Source organism: Paenibacillus riograndensis SBR5 (assembly GCF_000981585.1).
Taxonomy (GTDB): Bacteria; Bacillota; Bacilli; order Paenibacillales; family Paenibacillaceae; genus Paenibacillus_AQ; species Paenibacillus_AQ riograndensis.
On record NZ_LN831776.1, the window covers coordinates 3,452,640 to 3,476,390 of the forward strand.

At 52.4% G+C, this 23,751-nt stretch carries 24 protein-coding genes and 1 pseudogene; 22 read left to right on the forward strand and 3 right to left on the reverse strand.

What is annotated here, in order from left to right; translation table 11 throughout:
• Nucleotides 1-73: 73 nt before the first annotated feature.
• The 4 genes from PRIO_RS14285 (at nucleotide 74) to PRIO_RS14300 (ending at nucleotide 2,979) form a co-directional block, all read left to right on the forward strand.
• The gene (locus PRIO_RS14285) at nucleotides 74-934 is read left to right on the forward strand and encodes a hypothetical protein (RefSeq protein WP_046503069.1); all 861 of its coding nucleotides are present in this window, start codon (nucleotides 74-76) and stop codon (nucleotides 932-934) included.
• A 92-nt stretch (nucleotides 935-1,026) separates the two neighbouring features.
• A complete protein-coding gene (locus tag PRIO_RS14290) occupies nucleotides 1,027-2,142 on the forward strand; it encodes an aminopeptidase (RefSeq protein ID WP_020433009.1) in 1,116 nt (371 codons plus the stop codon).
• Between the two features lie 126 nt (nucleotides 2,143-2,268).
• Nucleotides 2,269-2,514, forward strand: coding sequence for an HPr family phosphocarrier protein (locus PRIO_RS14295; protein ID WP_020433008.1), 246 nt, complete (start codon nucleotides 2,269-2,271; stop codon nucleotides 2,512-2,514).
• A gap of 159 nt (nucleotides 2,515-2,673) precedes the next feature.
• A complete protein-coding gene (locus tag PRIO_RS14300) occupies nucleotides 2,674-2,979 on the forward strand; it encodes an Fpa/YlaN family protein (RefSeq protein ID WP_020433007.1) in 306 nt (101 codons plus the stop codon).
• 67 nt (nucleotides 2,980-3,046) lie between these two features.
• Here PRIO_RS14300 and cax read toward each other — a convergent pair whose 3' ends face one another.
• Complete coding sequence (cax, locus tag PRIO_RS14305) at nucleotides 3,047-4,117, reverse strand: calcium/proton exchanger (RefSeq protein WP_046503072.1); 1,071 nt, start codon at nucleotides 4,115-4,117, stop codon at nucleotides 3,047-3,049.
• 153 nt (nucleotides 4,118-4,270) lie between these two features.
• Here cax and PRIO_RS14310 point away from each other — a divergent pair, with 153 nt between their 5' ends.
• On the forward strand, nucleotides 4,271-4,636 hold the full coding sequence (locus tag PRIO_RS14310) for an Asp23/Gls24 family envelope stress response protein (RefSeq protein WP_019911482.1): 366 nt from the start codon (nucleotides 4,271-4,273) through the stop codon (nucleotides 4,634-4,636).
• A 113-nt stretch (nucleotides 4,637-4,749) separates the two neighbouring features.
• On the opposite strand, the gene ftsW is transcribed toward PRIO_RS14310, so the two are convergent.
• Nucleotides 4,750-5,994, reverse strand: coding sequence for a putative lipid II flippase FtsW (gene ftsW / locus PRIO_RS14315; protein ID WP_020433005.1), 1,245 nt, complete (start codon nucleotides 5,992-5,994; stop codon nucleotides 4,750-4,752).
• Nucleotides 5,991-6,338, reverse strand: a complete 348-nt coding sequence (locus tag PRIO_RS14320; RefSeq protein ID WP_020433004.1) for a YugN family protein — start codon at nucleotides 6,336-6,338, stop codon at nucleotides 5,991-5,993. The genes ftsW and PRIO_RS14320 overlap by 4 nt, the downstream gene beginning before the upstream one ends.
• A gap of 240 nt (nucleotides 6,339-6,578) precedes the next feature.
• Between PRIO_RS14320 and PRIO_RS14325 the strand changes: the two genes are divergently transcribed.
• From PRIO_RS14325 to PRIO_RS36765, 17 genes and pseudogenes are all read left to right on the forward strand, one after another.
• Complete coding sequence (locus tag PRIO_RS14325; protein ID WP_039790853.1) at nucleotides 6,579-7,748, forward strand: M20 metallopeptidase family protein; 1,170 nt, start codon at nucleotides 6,579-6,581, stop codon at nucleotides 7,746-7,748.
• 79 nt (nucleotides 7,749-7,827) lie between these two features.
• Complete coding sequence (locus PRIO_RS14330) at nucleotides 7,828-8,256, forward strand: CBS domain-containing protein (protein WP_025704864.1); 429 nt, start codon at nucleotides 7,828-7,830, stop codon at nucleotides 8,254-8,256.
• A 129-nt stretch (nucleotides 8,257-8,385) separates the two neighbouring features.
• Nucleotides 8,386-10,092: a DNA repair helicase XPB gene (locus PRIO_RS14335; RefSeq protein ID WP_046503077.1), complete on the forward strand. Its 1,707-nt coding sequence runs from the start codon at nucleotides 8,386-8,388 to the stop codon at nucleotides 10,090-10,092.
• A complete protein-coding gene (locus tag PRIO_RS14340) occupies nucleotides 10,089-12,044 on the forward strand; it encodes a helicase-associated domain-containing protein (RefSeq protein ID WP_046503080.1) in 1,956 nt (651 codons plus the stop codon). The genes PRIO_RS14335 and PRIO_RS14340 overlap by 4 nt, the downstream gene beginning before the upstream one ends.
• Nucleotides 12,045-12,117: 73 nt before the next feature.
• Nucleotides 12,118-12,558 (forward strand): YlbF/YmcA family competence regulator, encoded by a 441-nt coding sequence (locus PRIO_RS14345; RefSeq protein ID WP_020432998.1) that lies wholly within the window; start codon nucleotides 12,118-12,120, stop codon nucleotides 12,556-12,558.
• A 39-nt stretch (nucleotides 12,559-12,597) separates the two neighbouring features.
• Nucleotides 12,598-12,861 carry a YlbG family protein gene (locus PRIO_RS14350; protein WP_020432997.1) on the forward strand — a complete coding sequence of 88 codons (264 nt, stop codon included), beginning with the start codon at nucleotides 12,598-12,600 and terminating at the stop codon, nucleotides 12,859-12,861.
• A 591-nt stretch (nucleotides 12,862-13,452) separates the two neighbouring features.
• Nucleotides 13,453-14,745, forward strand: a complete 1,293-nt coding sequence (gene ltrA / locus PRIO_RS14355) for a group II intron reverse transcriptase/maturase (protein WP_020425999.1) — start codon at nucleotides 13,453-13,455, stop codon at nucleotides 14,743-14,745.
• 701 nt (nucleotides 14,746-15,446) lie between these two features.
• Nucleotides 15,447-15,974 carry a GNAT family N-acetyltransferase gene (locus tag PRIO_RS14360; RefSeq protein ID WP_046503084.1) on the forward strand — a complete coding sequence of 176 codons (528 nt, stop codon included), beginning with the start codon at nucleotides 15,447-15,449 and terminating at the stop codon, nucleotides 15,972-15,974.
• A 116-nt stretch (nucleotides 15,975-16,090) separates the two neighbouring features.
• Nucleotides 16,091-16,999, forward strand: a complete 909-nt coding sequence (locus PRIO_RS14365; RefSeq protein ID WP_046503087.1) for an EAL domain-containing protein — start codon at nucleotides 16,091-16,093, stop codon at nucleotides 16,997-16,999.
• On the forward strand, nucleotides 16,980-17,945 hold the full coding sequence (locus PRIO_RS14370) for a GGDEF domain-containing protein (protein ID WP_020430519.1): 966 nt from the start codon (nucleotides 16,980-16,982) through the stop codon (nucleotides 17,943-17,945). Before PRIO_RS14365 ends, PRIO_RS14370 begins: the two co-directional genes overlap by 20 nt.
• 99 nt (nucleotides 17,946-18,044) lie before the next feature.
• Nucleotides 18,045-18,488 carry a hypothetical protein gene (locus PRIO_RS14375; RefSeq protein WP_331709837.1) on the forward strand — a complete coding sequence of 148 codons (444 nt, stop codon included), beginning with the start codon at nucleotides 18,045-18,047 and terminating at the stop codon, nucleotides 18,486-18,488.
• A gap of 75 nt (nucleotides 18,489-18,563) precedes the next feature.
• Nucleotides 18,564-19,463, forward strand: coding sequence for a LysR family transcriptional regulator (locus PRIO_RS14380; RefSeq protein ID WP_046503094.1), 900 nt, complete (start codon nucleotides 18,564-18,566; stop codon nucleotides 19,461-19,463).
• A 324-nt stretch (nucleotides 19,464-19,787) separates the two neighbouring features.
• Nucleotides 19,788-20,237, forward strand: a pseudogene (locus tag PRIO_RS34845) (GNAT family N-acetyltransferase); the annotation flags it as partial.
• A gap of 141 nt (nucleotides 20,238-20,378) precedes the next feature.
• Nucleotides 20,379-21,281, forward strand: coding sequence for a PHP domain-containing protein (locus PRIO_RS14385; protein ID WP_039790000.1), 903 nt, complete (start codon nucleotides 20,379-20,381; stop codon nucleotides 21,279-21,281).
• A gap of 827 nt (nucleotides 21,282-22,108) precedes the next feature.
• On the forward strand, nucleotides 22,109-22,306 hold the full coding sequence (locus PRIO_RS36760) for a hypothetical protein (RefSeq protein ID WP_046503097.1): 198 nt from the start codon (nucleotides 22,109-22,111) through the stop codon (nucleotides 22,304-22,306).
• A 108-nt stretch (nucleotides 22,307-22,414) separates the two neighbouring features.
• Nucleotides 22,415-23,362 carry an IS110 family RNA-guided transposase gene (locus PRIO_RS14395; RefSeq protein WP_046501296.1) on the forward strand — a complete coding sequence of 316 codons (948 nt, stop codon included), beginning with the start codon at nucleotides 22,415-22,417 and terminating at the stop codon, nucleotides 23,360-23,362.
• Nucleotides 23,363-23,424: 62 nt separating this feature from the next.
• Nucleotides 23,425-23,640 carry a hypothetical protein gene (locus PRIO_RS36765; protein WP_052741404.1) on the forward strand — a complete coding sequence of 72 codons (216 nt, stop codon included), beginning with the start codon at nucleotides 23,425-23,427 and terminating at the stop codon, nucleotides 23,638-23,640.
• The last annotated feature ends 111 nt before the right edge of the window (nucleotides 23,641-23,751 follow it).

Here is a 23,751-nt window from a genome sequence, read left to right on the forward strand (position 1 = left end):
TTTTTGCATAAGCCCCGGGCGGCGGGAAACTCTATAGAAATATTCATATCCTAGACCGGAAAGGCTTGAGATCATGAGAACAATTCATATCCGCCGGATGATGATCCTGAGCGCAGCCCTGCTGCTGGGTCCTATTCTTAGTACCGGCTGTGCCCCCATCCATGACAAATCTGCTGCAGAGGTGCTCCATCTGGTGCTGGCCGGGATGGCGGGGAGTGACGGAGTGTCCTTTGAGGGGGCATCTTCCCTGATGCTTGACGGCAAACCAGTCCCGAAGGCCGCACTCTACTATGGAGGAACGGTTTCAGACCATAACAAGGTAAGTCTGCATACACTTTTGCCGGATGGCGGCAAACCGCAAACAGCGGCACTGGCAGGAGGAAACAAGCTGAAGTCAAGCTCGGCAGCGGCCTATTATACCCGGTTAGAGAAAAAAAACGGCCAGTGGACCCTGCTGCAGCAAGACAGCACCGCCTCGCCGGATAACCCGCTGCCTGGGCTGAATCCGCTCCGCCAGCTCGAAGATCTGGAGAAGCATGAAATTGAGGTTTCCGAGGAAGCGGGCGGGGCTAGAGGGACCAGGGTGCTGCGTATTGAGCTGAGTGAACCGGAGGCGGTCCGGCAGCTGGCTGCTGAGCTTGAGGGGCAGATGGAGGCCATCCGTCCGGGTAAGTCCGGCTCAGAACAGAAGGAAACGGGGAAGGAAGAAGACGCCTTGCATCTGCTATGGGCGAAGAAGAATAATGAGCTTCAGCAGAAGCTTAAGGAAGTATCTGTCCGGACTGTATACTATTTGCAGGTGGATACGAAGCGGAACCTGCCGAAACGTCTGACCTGTACCCGCCGGGTGAACGATCCCGCAAATCAGGGGACAACCGGAGGCGGTGCAGAGGAAATTTATTTAACAGAGGTCAATTTTTACGGTTACCGCTGAGTTTCAGCATCCCCTATGCCTTGCGCTCCACTGCGGGCGTGCTACAATATAACGGTATGTCTATTATTTGCATGAGGAAGGAAGAGAGAAGGATGAAGGATCCGAGGATTCAAAAGCTTGCGGAAAATCTTGTAGGCTACTCCGTAAACGTGCAGCCGGGCGAGAATGTGCTCGTCGAAATGATTGGCAGCGAAAGAGATTTAATCAAAGCTGTCGTGGAGGAAGTGGGCAAAGCGGGCGGCCATGCATTTGTGCAGCTTACCGACCGTACCGTTCTGCGCAGCATGCTACAATATGCTACCCGGGAAGGTCTGGAGGCCTGGGCGGAAATTGATTTGAACCGTATGAAGCAGATGGATTGCTATATCGGTATCCGTGCCGGCGAGAATGTGAATGATCTTTCGGACGTTCCGGAAGAAAATATGAAGCTCTACAATTCCCTGTATTCCCACCCGGTACATAGCGAACAACGCGTCAAACACACGAAGTGGGTAGTGCTGCGTTATCCTAATGCCAGTATGGCACAGCTGGCCAATACGACCACCGAAGCGTTTGAGGACTTTTATTTCGAGGTCTGCAATCTGGATTATGCCAAAATGGACAGAGCCCAGGATGCCCTGGCTGAGCTGATGCGCAGAACGGATAAGGTCCGCATTTCCGGTCCGGGGACGGAGCTTTCTTTTTCGATCAAGGGAATTGGTGCGGAGAAATGCTCCGGACACCGGAATATCCCTGACGGCGAGGTCTATAGTGCTCCTGTCCGCGATTCCGTCAATGGAACAATCAGCTACAATGCAGCAACGATCTATAACGGTGTGACGTTCGAAAATGTAAAATTCAAATTCGAAAACGGAAAGATTGTTGAAGCTACCAGCAACGACCCTGTGCGGCTGAACGAAATTCTGGATTCCGATGAGGGTGCCCGCCATATTGGCGAGTTTGCTATTGGTTTCAACCCTTACATCCTGCACCCTATGAAAGATATTCTGTTCGATGAGAAAATCGCCGGCAGCCTGCACTTCACACCGGGCCAAGCATATGATGTAACGGACAACGGGAACCGTTCCTCGATCCACTGGGATCTCGTTTTGATTCAGCGCCCCGAATACGGCGGCGGCGAAATCTATTTTGACGATGTGCTGATCCGCAAGGACGGGATCTTTGTTCTTCCGGAACTGGAAGGTCTGAATCCCGAGAATCTGAAATAAATTGTAATCACAGCAGCCGTTTCTCTTGTTTCAGGAAAATGCCTTGCGCGAGTAAGCGGATTCAATGTATCATGGAATTGGTTACAAAAGACTTAAGCTTCATAATCAAGTTGCGGAGGGATTCCTATGTCCAGTAACAATGCGGCAATCGTGGATATTGCCCAAACGGCAAGCAAGTTCAACTCATCGATCGTTCTTCAGGCAGACAACAAGTACATTGATGTTAAGAGTATTCTCGGTCTGTTCACTACGCTTGTCTCCAGCCAAAGCTATGAGCTCCATGTTCATGGTGCGGATGCTGAGGAAGCCAAGAAGGCAATGAGCGAGGTTTTTGCCAAGCATGGTTTGAAATTTACGGTGGTAGCGGAATAAGCGAATGGTTCCGTAAGACGTCCTGCCTTTGCGGCGGGGCGTTTTTTCTATAAATAAAAGACTTTATAAGCAGCATTCTTGTATTGGGTCCGGATTTCGACTAATATTAAACTAAATAGCAATAGCAGCTGTAACTTTTGGACATGGGGGGGATAATGCATGACTTCATCGGATTTGCAGGAACAGCTTAATCTTAGAGCAGTCACTCTTCTTCAAGAAGATGCCGATAAAATTCAGAAGCTCATCGAAGTGCAGATGGAGAATCTGGCAACCCGTTACTGCCCTCTCTATGAGGAAGTGCTCGATACCCAGATGTACGGGTTCTCCAGAGAAGTTGATTTTGCGGTCAGAGCAGGACTGGTGCCGGAAGTTTCAGGTAAGCTGATTCTGAGCGAGCTGGAGCGCAATCTGGCCGTACTGTACGAGGCGCTCAACAAGAAGGCTGAAGAGCGCGAGATGCTGTAATCTCCAATATCATTTATAAAAAAAGCACATGGGGACCTTTGCGGGTCCGGCCATGTGCTTTTTTGTGTTACACGAGGTAGAAAGAAACTCCGAGGATCATATACACGGCCAACAGCAGCAAGCCTTCATACCAGTTGGTTGCACCGTCCTGGATGATGGATTTGGCAATAAAGACAGCTACGGCGATTGCGACAATCTCTATTGTGGTGAAGACAATGTCCATCGTATTGCCCATGAAATAGCTGGCAAAAATCAGGACCGGGGCCACAAACAAAGCAATCTGCAGACTGCTGCCGACGGCGATCTCGACCGCTGCGCCAATTTTGTTCTTCATGGCCAGCATGATGGCGGCACTATGCTCCGCGGCATTCCCGATGATCGCCACCAGGAAGGCACCGACAAACAGCTCACTGAAGCCAAAACGCTCCGTTAACGTCTCAAGTGTGCCGACAAGCCATTCGCTGACAAAAGCGACCATAACCGTTGCCAGGATCAGATAAATAACCGATCTGCCCATGGACCACGCCGGCTTATGCTCATTCGGCAGTTCTTCCTCATTGTCTACCGTAACGTCCGCCAAGTACTTTTTGTGTGTAATCATGGAGAAGATCAGCCAGGCCATGTAGGCGGCGATCAGCAGTCCTGCTACAACCAGACTGAGCACATCGGTATCCTTTTCTGTGATGGAATGGGTGTTGAAGAACATGGCGGGTACAAAGAGGGCGATGACAGCCACGATCATCAAGGAGCCATTCAGTCCGGCCAGTGTAACATTGAAGTTCTGAACCTTGAATTTCATGCCCCCGGCAAAAATACTGAGGCCCAGCACCAGCAGCAGGTTGCCGATGATAGAGCCGGTGAGGCTGGCCTTGACCATATCGAACAGGCCTTCCTTCACCAGGAAAAAGGCGATGATCAGCTCGGCCGCATTCCCGAAGGTGGCATTAAGAAAGCCCCCCAGCCGTTGCCCGGCATAGTGGGCTACACTTTCTGTAGCCCGGCCCAGAAAGCCGGCTACAAAAACGACCGAAATGGCAGAGAGCACGAATTGCAGCGTGTGGTCCCAGTCTGCATAATGTCCGATGGCGCTGAGGATAAAGGTTATTACCAGCAGCGCCGGAGAGATCCATTTTTTCAAGTAATGCACACTCCAGTCCCTATATGTAAGTTGAATTCATAATCAATATACCCAAATTGTTCCGGTGTGTAAACGGGGATGCAAGAAAGTCATTTGCTTTTTAGCCTGTTTTCGAATTACAATAATTGATAATGAGTGTAGGGGGGTTATGGCATGGCGGAACAACTTCAACTGGAAATGGGAAACATACGGATCTCTAATGACGTCGTCTCGAAGATTGCCGGATTGGCTGCCTTGGAGACCCCGGGAATCGCGGCCATGTCTGGCGGCTTGTCCGAGGGCTGGGCTAAGCGGCTCAGCGGCAAAAACGTGCAAAAAGGTGTTACTGTTGAAGTGGGACAGCTTGAAGCAGCTGTAGACCTGCGCATCATCGTTCTGTATGAAACTCCGATTCACGAGGTATGCCGGATGCTTCAGCAGAATGTGCGCGAGGCTGTGGAGAGCATGACGGGGCTTCATATTGTTGAAGTCAACGTCAAGGTTGAAGGCGTGGCCTTCAAGAACGACGAAATTTCGTAAAGCGGTGCATTGGCAGTCAAGCCATTAACAGAAAGTAACCCAAAAGGCAGCCGGGAGGTAATCCCAGGGCTGCCTTTTGGGTTACTGCATAAGAAACCGGCACGTATGTAGCCTCAGCGGGCACGGACTTGTCTAACCGTGGTAACAGACTTCGTTACCTCCTCTTTGGCCGGCCGGTTAGTTTCTCTGGAAATGCTCAGCATAATGCCCATGGAGAGCATGGTTACAAGCAGTGAGGACCCTCCATAGCTGATGAACGGAAGCGTAACTCCAGTAAGCGGAATCGTATTGGTGACCCCGCCGATGTTGACAAAGGCCTGAATGGCAATCAGGCCCATGACCCCGATGCCGACAAGGGTTCCGAAGGGGTCGGTGCATCTAAGGGCAATCAGGATGCCGCGCCAGATTAAATAGAGGTAAGCCAACAGGAAAAGGGAGGTCCCTATAAATCCAAGCTCTTCACCGACAACAGCAAAGATGAAGTCGGTATATGGGTAGGGCAAGTAGTGCAGCTTCTGAATGCTTTGGCCAAAGCCTGATCCATTGGCTCCCCCTTCACCTAGGGCGATCAGGGATTGAAGGATATTATAGCCGCCGTCCTCAGGATCTGCTTCCGGGTTGATAAAGGCGCTGATCCGGTCTTTTTTGTAATCCTTGCTGACCGCCGCCGTTTCTGAAGGCGGTGATAAGGAATCAATGGCTGCTTTTGCACCCATAACAAGCCCGACACCAAGCACCAGCAAGGCGATAGAGGCCATTATATGCTTCATGCTGGCCCCCCCGGCGTAGATAACAAGTCCGCTGGTGGCCACCAGGATCAGACAAGAACCTAAATCCGGCTGCATCATAATGAGTCCTGCAACGATGCCTACAATAACCATCACCGGAATATAACCTGTGCGCAAATCTCTAAGCCGCTCGCCTTTTTTGGAGATCAGGGCAGCCAGATAGAGGATAATAGATATTTTAGCCAGCTCCGTGGGCTGAATGCCGAGGCCTCCGATGTTGAGCCAGCTTTTGGCACCGTTGATTCTCTCTGCAAAGGCCACGAACAGCAGCAGAACCAGCGTGATCATGAAGATCGGGGCATACCACTTCTTGAATTTGCTGTAGTGGATATTCATTGTCACGAACATCACAAAGCTTCCCAATACCACCCAGATGATCTGGCGTTTGACAAAATAAAAGGGATCATTTCCAAACTTCTCACTGGCCAACGTTAGGCTGGAGCTGGAGCTGAAGACCATGATCAGTCCGAAGCCGACCAGCAGGAGAGTCAGAATTAGCAGCTGAAAATCGGGCGTTCCTCTTTTGGGCAGGCTGACATTTTTTTTCGTCGTTCCCTTTACACTGCTCAAGCCTCCAGCAGCGCCTTCAGCTCAAGGATATGCTTCGCGGCATCATCCAGAACAGGCTTAGGGACGGGAGATTCATACTCCAGACCATGGGGAAAGGTGGCTTTGCCCAAGTAGACGGCTTCAATCGCCAGCACGGCGTCGGACTTCTCCAGCTTGCCCTCAACCGCACGCGTGTTGATCCGCAAAAAGTATTCTCCGCCGTTCTGCCTGTCTTCGATCTTGCAGTCATAGGTGGCCCGGTAGTATTCCCACTGCCAGCGGATGAATCCGGCTTTGGCCGCGCTTTCGTCCAGATAGAGAAGGTCGCTTGTCAATCCAACGAGGCCCGTGTTCTCAAATATCATAGCGCACATATCCCCCTTATGAAGTATAATGATAAATTCATGCCTATTATTATAGATGTTCCTTTTCATGATAGTATGTTTCCCTGGGTTGTGCAAGGCGTGCCGGACCTGTTGGTACCCTCTTTTTTGTGTTTCTGCTACAATAATAGAAATATAGCCTTTAGGGCTGGATGGAAGAAAAGCCACAAGGCCTTGAAGGTCTGTCCGAAGCGGAATCGGAAGAAGGGAATGGGGATTATTATGGATAGGCTGACACTGGAACAGCTGCTGCCGGATATGGTGAAATGGCGCCGACATCTGCACCGTCATCCGGAGCTGTCTTATCAGGAGAAAGAGACCTCGGCGTTTGTTGCCGCGAAGCTAATAGAATTCGGGATTGAAGTCGTGAGAAGCAAGGCCGGTTACGGGCTGACCGGGATCTTGAAAGGAAAATCGCCGGGCAAAACCGTTGTTCTGCGCGCGGACATGGATGCGCTGGCCATCACGGAGGAGAACGGCCGCGAGTACGCCTCGCAAAATCATGGAGTTATGCATGCCTGCGGCCATGACGGGCATACCTCCATGCTGCTTGCCGCCGCTGCCTATTACAGCAGCCGCAGGGAAGAGCTGCAGGGTGAGCTGCGCTTCCTGTTTCAGCCTGCGGAAGAGATCTGCCCCGGCGGCGCGCTGGGGATGATCGCTGAAGGGGTGCTGGAGGGAGCTGACGCAGTGTATGGCCTGCATTTGTGGACGCCGCTGCCGGTTGGAAAGGTAGCCAGCGCACCAGGGCCGCTGATGGCCTCTGCGGATGAATTTTTCATCGACATCACCGGCAAGGGCGGACATGCCGGTACGCCGCACCGTACGGTGGACAGCATTGTGGCCGCCGCCGCTCTTGTGACCCAGCTGCAGAGCATTGTCAGCCGCTCGGTGGACCCGATGCGCCCTGCAGTCGTAAGTGTGGGAACGATTCAGGGCGGGACCGCCCAGAACATCGTGGCGGAACGCTGCCGGATCACCGGCACGGTGCGTGCGTTTGACGAGGAGACCCGTTATCTCATCCGCCAGAGAATTGAAGAGATGACCGCTGCTGTAGCCGCTTCATACGGGGCTGAAGCCAAAATCGATTATTTGATGGGTTATCCGCCGCTGGTGAATGACGAAGCGGAATTCCAGCGCTATTTCCGCGTGGCGCCAGCTGCGCTTGGTCGTGAAGTCAGCGTAGAACGGATGGAGAAGATCATGCCGGCAGAGGATTTTTCCTATTATGTTAAGGAAATTCCCGGCTGCTTCATCTTTGTGGGAGCGGGCAATCCGGATAAAGAAGCGGTGTATCCGCATCATCACAGCAAATTCGATTTTGACGAGGATGCTCTGCTACACGGGGCGAAGGTGCTTGTGGCGATGGCGGATTCCTGCATGAATGAATAATTAGCAGCCCGTATATTTTAACGTTTCAAGGGGAACCTACTTCCGTAGAACATGGAAAACATGACAGGAGGGTTCAATCTTGAAGACAGTCAAAGAAGTAATGACAGCGCAGCCTGTGTGCGTCACCTTACAGGATAATCTCTATGAGGTAGCCGTGAAAATGAGAGATGCCGATACCGGGGTTATTCCGGTGGTAGAAGCTGACGGGGAAACCCTGATCGGTATTATTACGGACCGGGACTTGGTAATCCGGGGTTATGCCGAGAAGCATTCCGGCTCGACTGCGGTGGAAACGGTAATGACCAAAGGAATTACTGCCGTTTCCGAATCCACTTCGGTGGATGAGGCGGCTGAGCTGATGGCCTCCAGGCAGATCCGGCGCATACCGGTGGTCAACGGCAAAAAACTGATCGGGATCGTGTCGCTGGGTGATTTGGCCGTGAAAAATATTTTTGCTGATGAAGCAGCAGAAGCTTTGACTGATATTTCACAGCAGCATCTGCATTAGTAATAAAAGCAAGGGGGAAGCTCATGTCCGTTACCGCGGGGGTGGGCTTTTTCCGCTATTCACCGGTTTGAGAGATACATAGTCCCGGACGGTCTGAATCATAACGATAACGTATTGGAGGGTTTTGTGATGAACGGAAGCGGAAAAGGAACATGTATCATCCGTAAAGACCGGACGATCCTGCTGGAATGCGGACACCCTGGCTTTGAGGCGGCCCGGACAGCTCTGGCTGACTTTGCCGAACTGGTAAAAAGCCCTCCAGCCTACCACACTTACCGGATAACCCAACTATCGCTATGGAACGCAGCGGCTGCCGGCAAAACAGCGCAGGAGATACTGGCGGTATTGAGCTTACTCTCGCGCTGTGGCATACCCGCCGGTCTTGAGGAAGAGGTCAGACAGCTTGTTTCGCGTTACGGAAGACTGGAGCTGCATTCCGGCGCGGACGGCGGTTCGCTGATGGTCCTGCGTGCCGATAACCCGGTGCTGCTCGACGAATTGGCAGAGCAAGCGGCTCTGCAGGAGCTGGGTTTGAACAGAACGGCTCCCCTTGAATGCCGGTGCCCGGCTGAACAACGGGGTCTGCTGAAGCAGGAGCTGGCGAGGCTGGGGTTCCCGGTCCTGGATTACGCGGGCTACCGCGACGGGCAGGCGCTGAATGTGCCATGGAAGAAGGCTGCCGGAAGCGGAGCGGTGTATGGGGAGTCCGTTGGCCTAAGAGACTATCAGGAGGAAGCCGTCCGCAGATTCGGGGGAATTGGCGGCAGCGGAGGAAGCGGTGTGGTGGTCCTGCCCTGCGGGGCGGGCAAAACGCTTGTGGGGCTGGCGGTGCTGGAGAGCCTGCAGTGCGAGACGCTGATCCTCACGTCGAATGCCACCTCGGTTGCCCAGTGGAAGGCAGAACTGCTCAAAAGGACCGGCCTGGATGAAGAAGCCGTAGGAGAATACAGCGGTGTGAAGCGGGAGGTCCGGCCGATAACGGTGGCCACCTATCAGATTTTGACGCACCGGCGTTCCAAGGGAGGCCCCTTCGGACATATGAATCTGTTCAATGAACGGAATTGGGGCCTTATTATTTACGACGAGGTTCATCTGCTTCCGGCTCCGGTGTTCAGAGCCACGGCGGATATTCAGGCCACCCGGCGTCTCGGGCTGACGGCTACGCTGGTTAGAGAGGACGGGCGGGAGGATGATGTATTCTCGCTGATCGGCCCCAAATGCTATGAACTGCCCTGGAAGGTGCTGGAGAAGCAGGGCTGGATTGCGGCAGTCGACTGCATCGAGGTCGTTGTGCCGATGGGCACCGATATCAGGCACCGGTATATGTATGCCGGAGCAAAGGAGCAGTTCCGGGTTGCTGCAGGCAATCCGGCCAAGGCTGAGGCTGCGGCAAAGATCATAGCAGCCCACCCGGGGGCGGCAGTTCTGGTCATTGGTCAATATCTGGACCAGCTGAAGCAGTTAGCGGTAAGCCTGGGTGCGCCGCTGATAACAGGCAAGACTTCCCAGCAGGAGCGGAACGAGCTGTATGCTGCTTTTAACGAAGGGGCGATACGGCTGCTTGTGGTATCCAAGGTAGCGAACTTTGCTGTAAATCTGCCTGATGCTTCTGTAGCGATCGAGGTGTCCGGTGCCTACGGTTCACGGCAAGAGGAGGCCCAGCGCCTGGGACGTATCCTCCGGCCGAAGCCGGGAGAGAACAAGGCCTACTTCTATACTCTGGTGTCCGGTGACAGCAGGGAGCAGGATTTCGCTCTGCGCCGCCGTCTGTTTCTGACCGAGCAGGGCTACGATTATGCCGTCCAGACTGTCCAACTGGAGGAGGTAAGCCTATGAATGGCATAACAGCAGAAGGGCTGCTGGTGCTGCAAAAGATCGCCAAGGCCTGCGCCGCCAGGCCTTTTGCCGAAGCGCAGGCTGAGCAGCTGTGTCCGGCAGCGCTCTGCCGTGCAGAGCTGCAGCTGGCGCTGCTGGAGCTGCGGGAGGCCGGACTGCTGGAGCTGCGGCAGAAATTGTGGGGGGAGAGGCTGTATCAGATTCCGGAGAGCCATTTGCCACTGCTTCATCGCATGTTATTCCCGCATGAACCTGTACAGGCCGTAAATGCGATAAAAATGGACGAAGAGGCCGGACCCGAACTGTCCGGGGAATTGTTTCGGGCCTTGGCCTTTATTGCCGAAGAGGGGCTGCCGCTGACGGCAAAAGGGGCAATCCATAAAAAAAACATCAGCCGGCTGGCCGCCAGCCTTACGCTGCCGGAGGAACCATTAAAAGGCCTTTTCCCGGCTGCCCAGCAGGAAGTGTATCCGTTCCCGCTCCCAGTGATGGTGGTACTCGATCTGCTGCTGTGCCTGGGGCTGGTCCGCCGGGGGGATTCGGCGTATCTGCTGGAAACAGAGAGGCTGGAAAGCTGGATGCATCTCTCCGGGAAGCAGATGTCAAGCCTGCTGTACGGGTTGGTGTTGAGCCGTTACGGCCAGCCCGACCCTGCCGGGCAGCACTTTCGCTATCTCGTCTCCTCAGCCGATTATCCAACCGAGATGTGGTTTGCCCTGCGGGATATTCTGGAACGGATGCTGGGAGCGGGACTTGCCCAAGACCATGACACCGCAGCGCTGGAAGCTTCAGCACGGATATGGCTAACAGGGCTGGCTGGGTTCGGCTGGTGCGAGCTGGGGAGTACGGAGGATGGAGCGGTTTGCTTCCGCTGGACAGCGGCCCGGCCGCAGCTTCCTCCAAACGGGGCCGCTGCGTTCTCTAGCCGGAGTATAGAGGTCCAGGAAGCGGGAGATGTAACAGAAGGAAGCCTTGGGCAAGAGGATTTGTCGCAGCAAGATGAAATTCGGCAAGCTGCTGACTCCCCGGGGTTCATCGTCCAGCCGGATTTCGAGGTGCTGGTCCCTGCAGAGTGTCCTTACAGCCACCGCTGGCTGCTCGCGGGGTGTGCTGAGCTTCAGCATAGCGACGATCTGTGGAGCTACCGGCTGACCCGGGAGAAGCTGGAATCTGCAGCGGAGCAAGGAATGTCTCCGGAAGCTGTGATTTCATGGCTTGCAGCCCATGCCCGGGGCGGACTGCCGGCTCAGGTGGAGCTGTCGTTGAGGCAGTGGGGCAAAGGCATTGGAAGGACAGAACTGGCTGAGGCCATCTTGCTGGCCTGCCGGTCTGAAGCGGACGGTAATGATATTGCCGCCCACCCCCGGCTGTCGGGGCTGCTTGCCCGTATCGGCCCGCTGCACTTCATCGTCCGCAGTGACGATGTGGAGGCCGTGCGCAAGGAGCTGGGGGCAGCCGGAATGGCTCCCCCCAAGCGGATTGCAGGGCAGGAAGCGCAGCCTGGCAGGGAGTGGCCGTTGGTTAACGGAAGCCGGACGGGGGATATCGCTGTATATGCTCTGCCGGTTCATGGGCAAGCAACGGGGCTGTTTGCTTTTCCGGCGGTCCAGCCATTGATCCCTTTGAATCTCCATGCCACCGAAGAGGCGGTGCTCTCCGGCCTTGCGGCGGTGCCGCAGATGTGGATCAAGCAGTGGCGGAAATATCACGCCACTACTGCCCAGAAGGTGATGGAACAGGCTGTGGAGTGGGGAGTGAAGGTCCGTTTGTCTATGGAAGGTGAGGTCTGTGAATTCATTCCTGCCCGAATCAGCCGCAATCCATGGGAAGTGCAGGGCGCCCTGCTTCTGACCAAGCCTGACCGTGTGCAAGAGGTCCGGCTGAATGCGGCGGATTGGCAGGAAATGCAGCTCATGATTCCCAAAATGCGGAGAAATTCCTCTTCTGCTTAGGCGTAAGGGTATGTTATGATAAGAGAGTCTACGATATGCGGTAGAATATTAACGCAGAAACGAGTTGAAGTTCATGAGCGTAGCGGAATTGAATACGGTTGATATGGCCGAAGTACTGACATACGCCTATGAATTAGGTGATATGATTAATCAATCCGCTGAAGTATCGGATTACTTATACTGGAAAGGACGGGTTGACGCCAACCCGGAAGTCCAGGCCATGATTAAACGGCTGCAGGGCAAAAAGGAGCTGTTTGAGGAGACACAGCGTTTTGGACATTTTCATCCCAACTATCATGCGGCTAAGGATGAAGTGACGGCGGTCGAGCAGGAGCTTGAGCGCTTCGAAGAGGTTGCCCGCTTCAAGCAGGCGGAGAAAACGCTGGATGATATGCTGCATTCGATGTCCGAAACGATTGCCTTTTCCGTATCGGACAGCATTAAGGTGCCAAGCAATGACCCGTCCCCCAAGGGTGGAGGCTGCGGCAGCGGAGGCAAGTGCTCCTGCGGATAGGCTCCTGATAAGGGCAAGAGAAAGAGAGGCGAAAAGCTGATGTTTGCGGAACGGACAGGATATATTGTATGGGTAAGCGATGTTAAGGCGGCACGCAATCTGGAGAAATACGGGACATTGCATTATGTTTCCCGGAAGATGCATTACGCCGTCATGTATGTGAACGCGGAACGTGCCGAGGAAGTGATGAAAAACGTCCGCAGACTGTCTTACGTGCGCAAGATTGAAAGATCTTACCGGAATGAGCTGAAGACAGAATACACCAGCAACGGACCGGACAAGTCCCGGTATTACGGTTTGTAGAGTCTGTTCTTTGAAGATGAAGCAGGTGCCTTTAGGCATCTGCTTTTTATGTGTAGGGCGTGCCCAGAAAGCACGTATCTTCTAGCCGGTGAAAGTCCGGTCACGGGAGGGGCCAAGCCCCCGTGTAGCTGGGATGCCTGCGTACGGCGAAATCTGTGCGTAGAAGCGCATCGACAAAAGTCCGGTCAGAGACAGGGCGAGCAACCTGCTAGGCCGTAACATGAAGTGAATCCTGCCGCGTCGTCACAAAGGCCCCGCAAGGGGGGAGAGAGGAAGTCGAGCCTCGCCTATACGGGTGAAGACCACGGAAGCTGCAGAGAACTTGGAACGGCAGTGAAGAATCCTCCGGCGTATGGGGATCGGCATGGAAGGAAAGAAGACGCAGTGAACTGGGGAGACCCTCCCCCACACGGGAGGAATTTTTTTTTTAGAAACCCGTAAAGAGACGCTCTATAAGTCCAAAAGATGAAATGAACCGTCTGTGGGAAGGGAGTCCGAGGGGCTCATAATACCGAAGAACCTAAGGACAACATAACCTTAGGGAGGGAAGGAGCCCTGCTTTGTTTATGCTTTTGGAGGAGGTACGAGTGAGTGAATGCCAAAGGGCTAACGACACCAAAGGAAAAAGTTCAAGAACTCCAAGAAAAGCTAGGTCATGCGGCCAAGGAGAACAAGAAGCGTAAATTTCATGCGCTGTATGACAAGGTCTACCGCCCGGATGTGCTGTGTGAAGCCTGGAAACGGGTGAAAGCGAATAAGGGAGCAGCAGGAGTAGATGCCGTGACGCTCGCAGACATCGAGGAACGAGGAGAAACGAACTTCCTTAAGACCTGTGAGCGAGAATTGAAAGAAGGCAGCTACCATCCGCAGCCTGTGCGGCGGCACTATATCCCAAAGAAAGACGGGAAGCCAAGGCCGCTGGGCATACCCACCGTGCGCGACCGAGTCATACAGATGGCAACCAAACTCGTGATTGAGCCCATCTTCGAAGCAGACTTCGAAGAAGTATCCTTCGGATTTCGCCCGAAGCGAAGTGCGAAAGGAGCGCTGGAACGAATCCGGAAAGCCTGCAACCGCAAAGGAAATTGGGTAGTCGACGTCGATATCCAAGGTTACTTCGACAACATTAATCAAGAGAAGCTCATGAAACTGGTACAGATGCGTATCAATGACAGGAGAATCTTGAAGTTAATACGGAAATGGCTTCAGGCGGGAGTTATGGAAGAAGGAAACGTGAGGCGTTCCGATTTAGGGACACCACAAGGTGGCGTCATCTCACCGCTGTTGGCGAATATCTACTTGAACTACTTTGACCGGCTATGGGAGAAACACGGAAGTGGATTGGGGGAACTGACCAGGTATGCAGACGATTTCGTCGTAGTCTGTAAAACGAAAAAGGACGCCGAACATGCCTATGAGCTCATAAGCAGAATCATGGAACGTCTGGAGTTAACTCTACATCCGACCAAAACCCGCATTGTAGGCCTGTGGACAGGAGACGAAGGATTCGACTTTTTAGGAATGCACCATCGAAAAACGAAAGCAGAAACTTCCCAAGGGAAGGTATATTACACCACACAGCAATGGCTAACGAAAAAGGCAGAGGAGCGCATCCGAGGCGTGGTCAAAGAAAGATTAGCCCCTCCGAGCATGCGCTCAAGAACGTTGGCGGAACAGGTGGAATGGCTCAATCCAAAGATTCAAGGATGGAGAAATTATTACTACACGAACTACAGCCAAAAGAGATTAGCGAAACTGGATTGGTATATTTTGCAAAGATTAACCCGGTGGTACGCGAAGAAGAGACAACGCGGGAGATGGATGAGGTCCAGGTCAGAAGTTAAATATTTGACCATCCAATATGGACTAAAAACGCTATTGTAATCTGCATGCCCATGAATGACGAACATCGGAAAGCCGTATGAGGGAAAACCTCACGTACGGTTTGATGAGGAGGGGCTGGGTTGCACCAGCCCTTTACTCTAGAAACTATACAATATAAAAAAATGCGGATATCCCGGAAGCCTTAGAGGATATAGACGATGCAGGAGAATTGGGCTCCATCAGCGGAATGAAGCGGACCAAGGAAGCCTTATTTTGAGAAAAAGCTAGCTTCTCTGGCAGATTCGGACTCAGGAGCCTTTAGATTGCACGTTTGATCCTAAAGAAACCAGTCTATTGCACTTTTTACAGCAGATTACTCTTAAATAAGCGTAAAAAACAACATCTGTTGTATTCTATGCAGCAGATTTCCGGCAAATGGCCCTTAGGGGCTCAATTCTGGAAATTCAATTGCATGAACTGCAATAGATTGCCTTTTACCGGAGTTAGCGGAGCCATCTGTTGCACGAAATGCAATCAGACGGTGCGACCTTTTGTTCTAAAAATATAAGCAGCTTATATGCTTTAACGCTATAAAAATTTTTTTGATTTTCCGCTGATAGGGTATCTGCCTTCATTCATAGGGCGCGTAAGTCGTTTTAATTTGTGGACAAAGCTCGGAAATTGGCGAAAGTACCTTGGTCTGGGGGCAGATTTGTTAGATATCGTATAAAATGGATTTATTAAATTTAGAGGTGGTTATTATGGGGCGTCGTTTAGAACTGATAAAACCTTCGGTGGATTTAGAGAATGAATACCTCTCATTTTATAAAGAGTGGTTAGATAGCGGAGAGGAAATGTACCCTTGGGTAATAGAGAAAGACCCGACAAATTTTAACGCGATGGTTCAATTTTTGATTGATAACGAAAACGGTATAAATCTCCCTGAAGGATGGGTACCTGATTCGACCTATTGGTTAATAAACGAAAATAGAAAGATAATTGGTGTCGTGAATATTAGGCATCAATTATCAGAGTATTTACTGTATAGAGGTGGGCATATAGGTTACGGTATTCGCACTTCTGAAAGACTACAAGGTTATGCAACACAGCTCTTAGCATTATCCCTTCAAAAAGCAAAAGAATTAGGTATCAGTAAGGTTCTTCTCATATGTGACGAAAGGAATAAAGGTTCATTTCACACAATTATAAAAAACGGGGGAATTCCTGATAGTGATTTTATCGAGGAAGACGGAACCGTATTGAAAAGATTCTGGATTGTAACAAATTAATTCAACTAACTGGAAACGTTAGTTTCCAGTCTAATACTTTATTTTCTTCTGACACTTGCGCTATATGCTGGCAAGAGAGTGACAAAATTCACGAGGAAAAGCATGCAGGTGACCTAATGACAAAACGAAAGACATGGACACAAAAGCTATTGGCAGCTCCCCGCTATCTTCAGCACATCCATGGAAGGCTGAGGAACGAAATGAAGGAGCTGGGAAGACTGTCGGCGCTCCTGGATATTATGGAGCAGGGGCGGCTGGATACATTTTTTCAGCCGATTCTGCAGCTGGGAAACGGACGGACGATGGGTCACGAAGTGCTGAACAGACCTCCCCATTCCGCACAGTTTCCGACTACGGAGCATTTCTATGAATTTGCCGGCCGAACGGACCAGATGTTCAGATTCGAACACTACTGCCGGCGGATTTCGCTCTCGCGGTATATGGAACGCCTGCCCGATGCTGAATCGGGGACAGACCGGCTTGTATTTATCAATGTGCACCCGGGCGTGCTGAACGATTCCAGGCATAAAAGCGGAGAGACGCTCAGTCTCCTGCAGGAGCTGAATCTTTCCCCGGAACGTGTGGTGTTTGAGCTTACCGAACGTCAGGCGGTGCAGGATTATGTCGGCTTTGAGAAGGTGCTCTCCCATTACCGCGAGCAGGGTTTCCGTATTGCCGTGGACGACGCGGGCTCCGGCTATAACAGTCTCAAGACTCTGGTATATTTGAAGCCGGAATTCATCAAGCTGGACAAGTTCCTGATCCGCGGAATTCACAGCAACCGGGAGCAGCAGGAGCTTTTGGAGCTGATCAGCGAGTATGCCAGCCGTTCTGCGACCCGGGTCATTGCCGAAGGCATCGAAACGGAGGAGGAACTGCTGTATTTGCAGATGGCCAGTATTGAATTCGGCCAGGGCTATGCGCTGGGAAGGCCCGGATATTTGCCTGAGCCGGGAGCTTTTCCATCGGATTCACCACAAGTTTCTGCCGGAGGAGGCTGCAAGCATGTTTCTTCAGATCGGTGAAATTGCTGAACAAATTCCCGAGATCTCCATTCATCACAAGTGCGCCTATGTGGACCATATTTTTAAAAGCAATCCCCGGCTGCAGGGTGTGGCTGTGACAGACAACGGGCAGCCGGTGGCGCTGATCATGAGGATTCGCTTTTATCAGCAGATCGGTACGCTGTACGGGTTCACGCTGTACATGGGCCGCTCCATCGAACTGATTATGGATGGTTCGCCGCTGGTTGTAGAGTACAAAACGCCGATTACAGAAGTCAGCAAGCTGGCGATGGACCGGAGTGAGGAGCATCTCTATGATTATGTGCTGGTCACCCGTGAAGGGGTTATGTTTGGGGCGGTGAGCGTCAGGGACCTGCTGCTTAATTTTGCCGAGATTCAGGCGGTGGCCGCAAGCTTTTTGAACCCGCTGACCGGCCTGCCGGGCAATCTGAGCATTAACGAATGGATGGTAAAATCACTGCTGCAGGAGCAGTTCAGTGTGCTGTACATAGACCTCGATCATTTTAAGGCATACAACGATACCTACGGTTTTAAGGAAGGCGACCGGATGCTTCAGGCCACGGCGGAGATTCTGAAGCATTGCACCCTGCGGCTGGAGGGCTTTTTGGGGCATATCGGGGGCGATGACTTCATTATTTTTATCGATGATTATCGTTATGAGGAATACTGCAGGACCATTATAGCTGAGTTTGACCGAATCCTGCAGGGGTTCTATCATCCTGGTCATTTGATGCAGCAGCATGTGCTGACCGAGAGCCGGTCAGGCGTAGTAGAGGAGATTCCGCTGGTTTCCATCTCGATCGCCGTTGTAACGAACCGTTACCGTCATTTTGATTCCATTGAGGACCTCTCGGGCGAGGCGGCAAGACTCAAGAAAAAATCTAAAATGATCAGAGGCAGCAGCTTTGTGGATGACAGGGATCTCTCTGCAAGCAAATCCGGGTGATTCCGGAAGGGGGAACGGGCGTCATGCTTGAACAACCAGCGTCAATGCGGTAATATTGACAACAATAAGAGCATGCCAAGACCCTTTCGGTGGAGTGTGATGATAATGCATGGCAAGGGGATGGAAATGTGGGGGGTGTACGAGCCCTTTCACATCATGCTGAATGAATACAGGGTGGCTGATATTGTTATAACCCCGCATGCGAGAAGCCGTTTTGCAGACCGGATGAATAAGGAAGACGGCATGGACGTGGATATCGGTGCATGGATATGGCAATGCGTGAAGCAGAACCGGGTAAGGCCTTATTCGCAAAGTGAATATAATGCTTACCTGATCGATAACGACACCTCGGTTGTGGTTGAATTCAAGGAACTGGAGGGTGTAACCACACTCTCCGGACATCCGCTGTATGTGATGGTTGTAGTGACCTTTCTAGGCAACATTTCCGTCACACCGCAGCTGCGGGATCTGAGGGGCTATTTCTCATGGCTGCACCATTCCCGCCGCATGAAGCAGATGAAGAAACGCCGCAGACGCAGGTAACACGCACACAGTTGCAGAGAAGGCATGCGGCGATGGCTGCATGTTTTTTTTGAATTTTATGAAGGAGTTTTGAGGATGAATTTTCACCAGCTTCATATCTTTTATACGGTTTCCGAGCGCGGAAGCTTCTCGGCCGCAGCACAGACGCTGCATATGACACAGCCGGCGGTGACGATGCAGGTCCAGGCGCTGGAGGATTATTTCGGAGCCAAGCTGTTTGACCGTTCCAGCAAAAAAATTATGCTCTCCGAGGCCGGCCGCACCCTGCTGCCGTTTGCCCTGCGCAGCATCCAGCTGATGAGGGAGACTGACCAGGCGATGGCGGCTTTTACCCATATGCTTGAAGGGCGGCTGCTGCTGGGAGCGAGCCTGACGATCGGGGAATATGTGCTGCCGCGTCTGCTCGGTCCGTTCGGCAAAGCTTATCCGCATATCTCCATCATGATGAAGGTCATGAATACCTCGCAGCTGCTGGAGGAGATTCACAAGCATCAGCTGAATTTTGGCCTGATCGAGGCACCGGTGTCTCATCCGGATATGGTGATTGAACCGGTCATGGGGGATGAGCTGAAGCTGATCGTGCCAAGGGAGCATCCGCTTGCCGGGAAGGACGAGGTAACGCTTGCGGAGGCGCTGGAGCATCCTTTTGTACTCCGTGAGCAGGGTTCGGGAACCCGCCGGGTTATGGAAGAGCAACTGCTGGCCAAAGGGCTGGACCCGGGGGCGATGCGTGTGGTGATGGAGCTGGGAAGCACGGGAGCCGTGAAATCTGCGGTAGAGGCAGGGCTGGGCATAACCATTATCTCTACGTCTTCGGTTAAGCATGAGGTTGCCCTGGGATTGCTGAAGATTGTTAATATTGCGGATGCCTCTTTCAAAAGACAGTTTTATGCGATTCACCTGAAGTCGACGCTGCTGCCGATATCGGCGGTTACATTTTTGACGTTTTTGCGTGACCGTGCAGGTGATCTGTAGGGAAGCTGGCAGTTTTGTGCCCATGGTATTATGGAAAACGGATAGCTATATAGAGTGAACTTGAAAAACGAACAAAAGGGAAAAGGGATGGAGGGGAAGTTTGGATACTTACGGAGCGAAAGCGTCCGCCTAAAAGCTTTCCGTAGGAAAGCTCACTATCTTCAGCATAGGCAGTCTGCGGATTTCCACTGCGAACAGCGGTAACAATCAAGAAATCTGCAGATGGGCAGCGGCCGGAAATCCAAACATTCTCCGTAGTCCCGATTATACCCCACAATGTAAAACTAAGTTCAACTTTTATAGCTTAACGGACGGGGGATAGGTATGGCGGTTTTACTTAAGGGTGAGAAGGTAACGCTGAGAGATCTGACGGAAGAGGATATCCGCACCCTATACTATTATGAGTTTGAAGCCGAGGACAGGGAGCATCTGCTCTGGAATGGCCCTTACGGCACGCAGGAATGGGAAAGCTATGAAACGTTTGCACCCAAATTTGCCGAGATTCTGGCGCTGACCTATACCGGTGAGCCCCGCAGCCGCCTGGTGGTTGAGATTGACGGTCAACTCAAAGGAACGGTAGGCCGGTATTGGGTGTCCAAGGTCACGAATTGGTTCGAGATCGGGATTGTGCTGTTTGACTCGCGTGATTGGTCAGGCGGGTATGGTACCGAGGCCTTCCGGATGTGGATGGGATATCTGTTTGATTCGCTGGATACGGTCCGGCTTGGAATCGGCACGTGGTCGGGCAATGTCCGGATGATGGGGCTGGCCGCCAAATGCGGAATGATCGAAGAAGCCCGGGTACGCAAGGCGCGGATTGTGCGCGGGGAGTACTACGATGCCATTAAGATGGGAATTCTTCGTGAGGAATGGGAAGCAGCCCAGGGCTTGAATACGAAAGGCAGGGTGGAACCGATGGAACCAAAGGGCAGGAATAGCAGTTTAAAAGATCAGGCGGGCGGCGGATTCGCCGGCAGAGCCGATTTGCATACCCATACGCTGGCTTCAGACGGGATGCAGTCTCCGGCGGAGAATGTGCGGCTGGCCCATGAAAAAGGGCTTGCGGCGGTCGCAATCACGGATCATGATACCGTAGCCGGAGTGGCTGAAGCGCTTGAAGCGGGGCGGAAATATGGAATCACCGTTGTACCCGGAGTAGAAATCAGCACACGCGCCGGCGGCAAAGAGATCCATGTGCTGGGGTATTACATGGACACGCAGCAGGAGCTGTTTTTATCCCGGCTTGCTGAGCAAAGGGATACCCGCGCGCAGCGGAACGAAGCTATTATTGCCAAGCTTCAGGCGCTGGGCATAGCTATTACAATGGATCAAGTCACCGCCGGGATTGGCCGTGAACTGAAGCCTGATGAGAGCGTGGGCCGTCCTCATATTGCCGATGAACTGGTGCGTCTTGGCGCCGCTGTGGACATGCGCGACGCGTTCGACAAGTATCTGGCAGAAGGTGCGGCGGCTTTTGTATCGCCGCCGCGCATCACGCCGGAGCTGGCCTGCGAATGGATTGCTGAGGCCGGCGGTGCGGCGGTGCTGGCACATCCCGGTATTTACGGGGATGATGAGCTGGTCCGCAGCATAATTGAACGCAGCGCGCTGCGCGGCATCGAGGCGTACCATTCAGACCACAGCCCGGCTGATGCAGAGCGTTACCTTGCGCTCGCGGAAGAATTCGGGCTGCTGGTCACGGGCGGCTCGGATTTCCACGGTGCCCGCCAGGGGGTTGTATTCCACGGCGAGATCGGCAGCGTGTCGGTTCCTGTTGGCGTGCTGGAGCAGCTGCGGGATAAGCCGAAGCTGCACTAAGGTGCGGGGGAGGCAGAAGCGGCGCCGGGCCGGGAAATAAGGGTAGAAATACCCTTGAATGGGCCGGAAACGGCGCCGTGCCAGAAATCAAGGGTAAAAATACCCTTGAATGAGTCGGAAACGGCGCCGTGCCAGAAATCAAGGGTAAAAATACCCTTGAATGAGTCGGAAACGGCGCCGTGCCAGAAATCAAGGGTAAAAATACCCTTGAATGAGTCGGAAACGGCGCCGTGCCAGAAATCAAGGGTATAAATACCCTTGAATGGGCCGGAAACGGCGCCGTGCCGGAAAACAAGGGTAAAAATACCCTTGAATGGGCGCGAGCGGTGCCCGAAGCACCGCTATATAAAGAACCTCCAGCCACGGATGCTGTTCCGTCCTTGGCTGGAGGTTCTTTTCATTCAAATATTAAGAATTTTATATGCTTCGCGTAAAAAATTATCCTTCCATTTAATTTATATGTTTTGGGAGAAGTGACTTCCCCCTTATTTAACTGTGGAAAAATGTGGATATCTTGGAAGCCTCACAGGAATATACGCGATGCAGGAGGATAGGGCTCCATCCGCGGATGAAGCGGACCGAGGAGGACCGAGGAGCCCTTATTGTGCCCAAAATCTTACTTTATCTACAGTTACGGACAGGAGACGTTATCACGTTCGAAGGAGCCTGGAATAAAGGGGAAAGGGAGAAATAAAGGCATCTGAGTCCCTAGTCCTGCGGAATAGGCGAATTTTCTATCCATAACGGCTTTCCTGTCCGTAACGCTGAGGATTGATCGTGAAAGGAATAGGGCGATCCGTCTTTACCGGCTTTTTCGCAGGTGCTAGTTGGAAAAAGGGAACTTATTTTTCCGAAAATTAAGAAATCCTGAGATTGAAGTGGAAAAAGTGAACCTAATCACCCATGGCCTGGCGGCCACCGTCGGTCATGAAAATCAGGTGAAGTCAGAGTATATATTTGGTAAAATCGTGCTGTGGATCAGAGGTCGATTCAATATTGGTGAAACATCCCGTAACCTAATCTGACCAACTGCAACGACGAGGATCGCCGAGTGTTGCCACGAGCACGTGTATAAAATTTCACCTCTTTAGGTTGCATGATCCACGCATACTTTTAGCTTGGAGGTAGGGAATATGGATGCCATTCGTGAACGCTGTGCCGGGTTGGATATTCATCAGGAGACGGTGGTGGTTTGTCTACTGAGTGGCCCCCTGGAGAAGAAACCCAAGTCCGTGATCGAGACGTTTGGAACCACGACCCGCGAGCTTTTGAGATTACAGGAGTGGCTGGAGCAGCAGGGATGTACCGAGATTGCCATGGAAAGTACAGGGGTCTTTTGGAAACCCGTGTGGAACATTCTAGAAAGCACCTGTACGATCACGCTGGCCAACCCGCAACGCATCCGCAATATGCCCGGGAAGAAGACCGACGTCAAGGATGCCGAGTGGATCGCCAAGCTCCACCGCTGCGGCTTGATTGAGGGAAGCTTTGTCCCGGACGAGCCCATCCGCGATTTGCGTGACCTTACCCGGTATCTGCGCAAGCTTAAGCAAAACGCGACGCAAGAAAAGAACCGGATTCACAAAATTCTACAAGATGCCAACATTAAACTGACCACGTATGTCTCCGATCTTTTTGGCGTTTCCGGTCGTGCGCTACTGGACTCGATTGTGAATGGCGAAGTGCTGGAGGTGCATGAGGTCCGCAAGCTGGTGCATACCCGGCTGAAGATGAAGGTGCCTTCACTGGTCGAAGCGATGAACGGCCGACTACGTCTGCATCACCGGAAGATGATCCGGCGTCATTGGGATCATTTGCAGTATCTGGAGAGTGAAATGCAGACGTTGGAAGCTGAAATTGAGGAACTGGTGCAACCATACAGGAAGGAAATTGAACTGCTGGATACCATTCCAGGCGTGAGCACGGATGCCGCGGCGAGCATCGTGGCGGAACTGGGTACCGACGTGTCTCCTTTTCCAAGTGAAGCTCATCTGGCCTCTTGGGTCGGGGTGTGTCCAGCCAACCATGAGAGCGCCGGTAAAAAAAAAGTAAAAAGAACCAACGCGGGAACCGAGGTCTGAAAGCCGTACTCGTCCAGTGCGCTTGGGCAGCGAGCAAGTCCAAGAATAATCGGCTTTCCGCTATGTACAGTCGGATCGTGAAACGGGCAGGAAAACAGAAAGCCATCGTCGCTTTAGCCCATGCGATGATCCGAATCATGTATGTGATGCTTCGGGATAAAGTCCCCTATACCGAGCTGGGGACGGAATATCTGAACACCCCAGAGCAGACCGCAAATTACCTGATTAAAAAACTTCAAAAGCTAGGCTACCAAGTGGAACTGACACCTATTACATGATACCCACTTTTTAAAAAAATGAAGTTCCGATATAGGGGATCTTTAAAGCAAAATTTACTTTCGAGCTGTGAAGCGACAAAGTTATTTTCGTATAAATTGGGCCACTTTTCT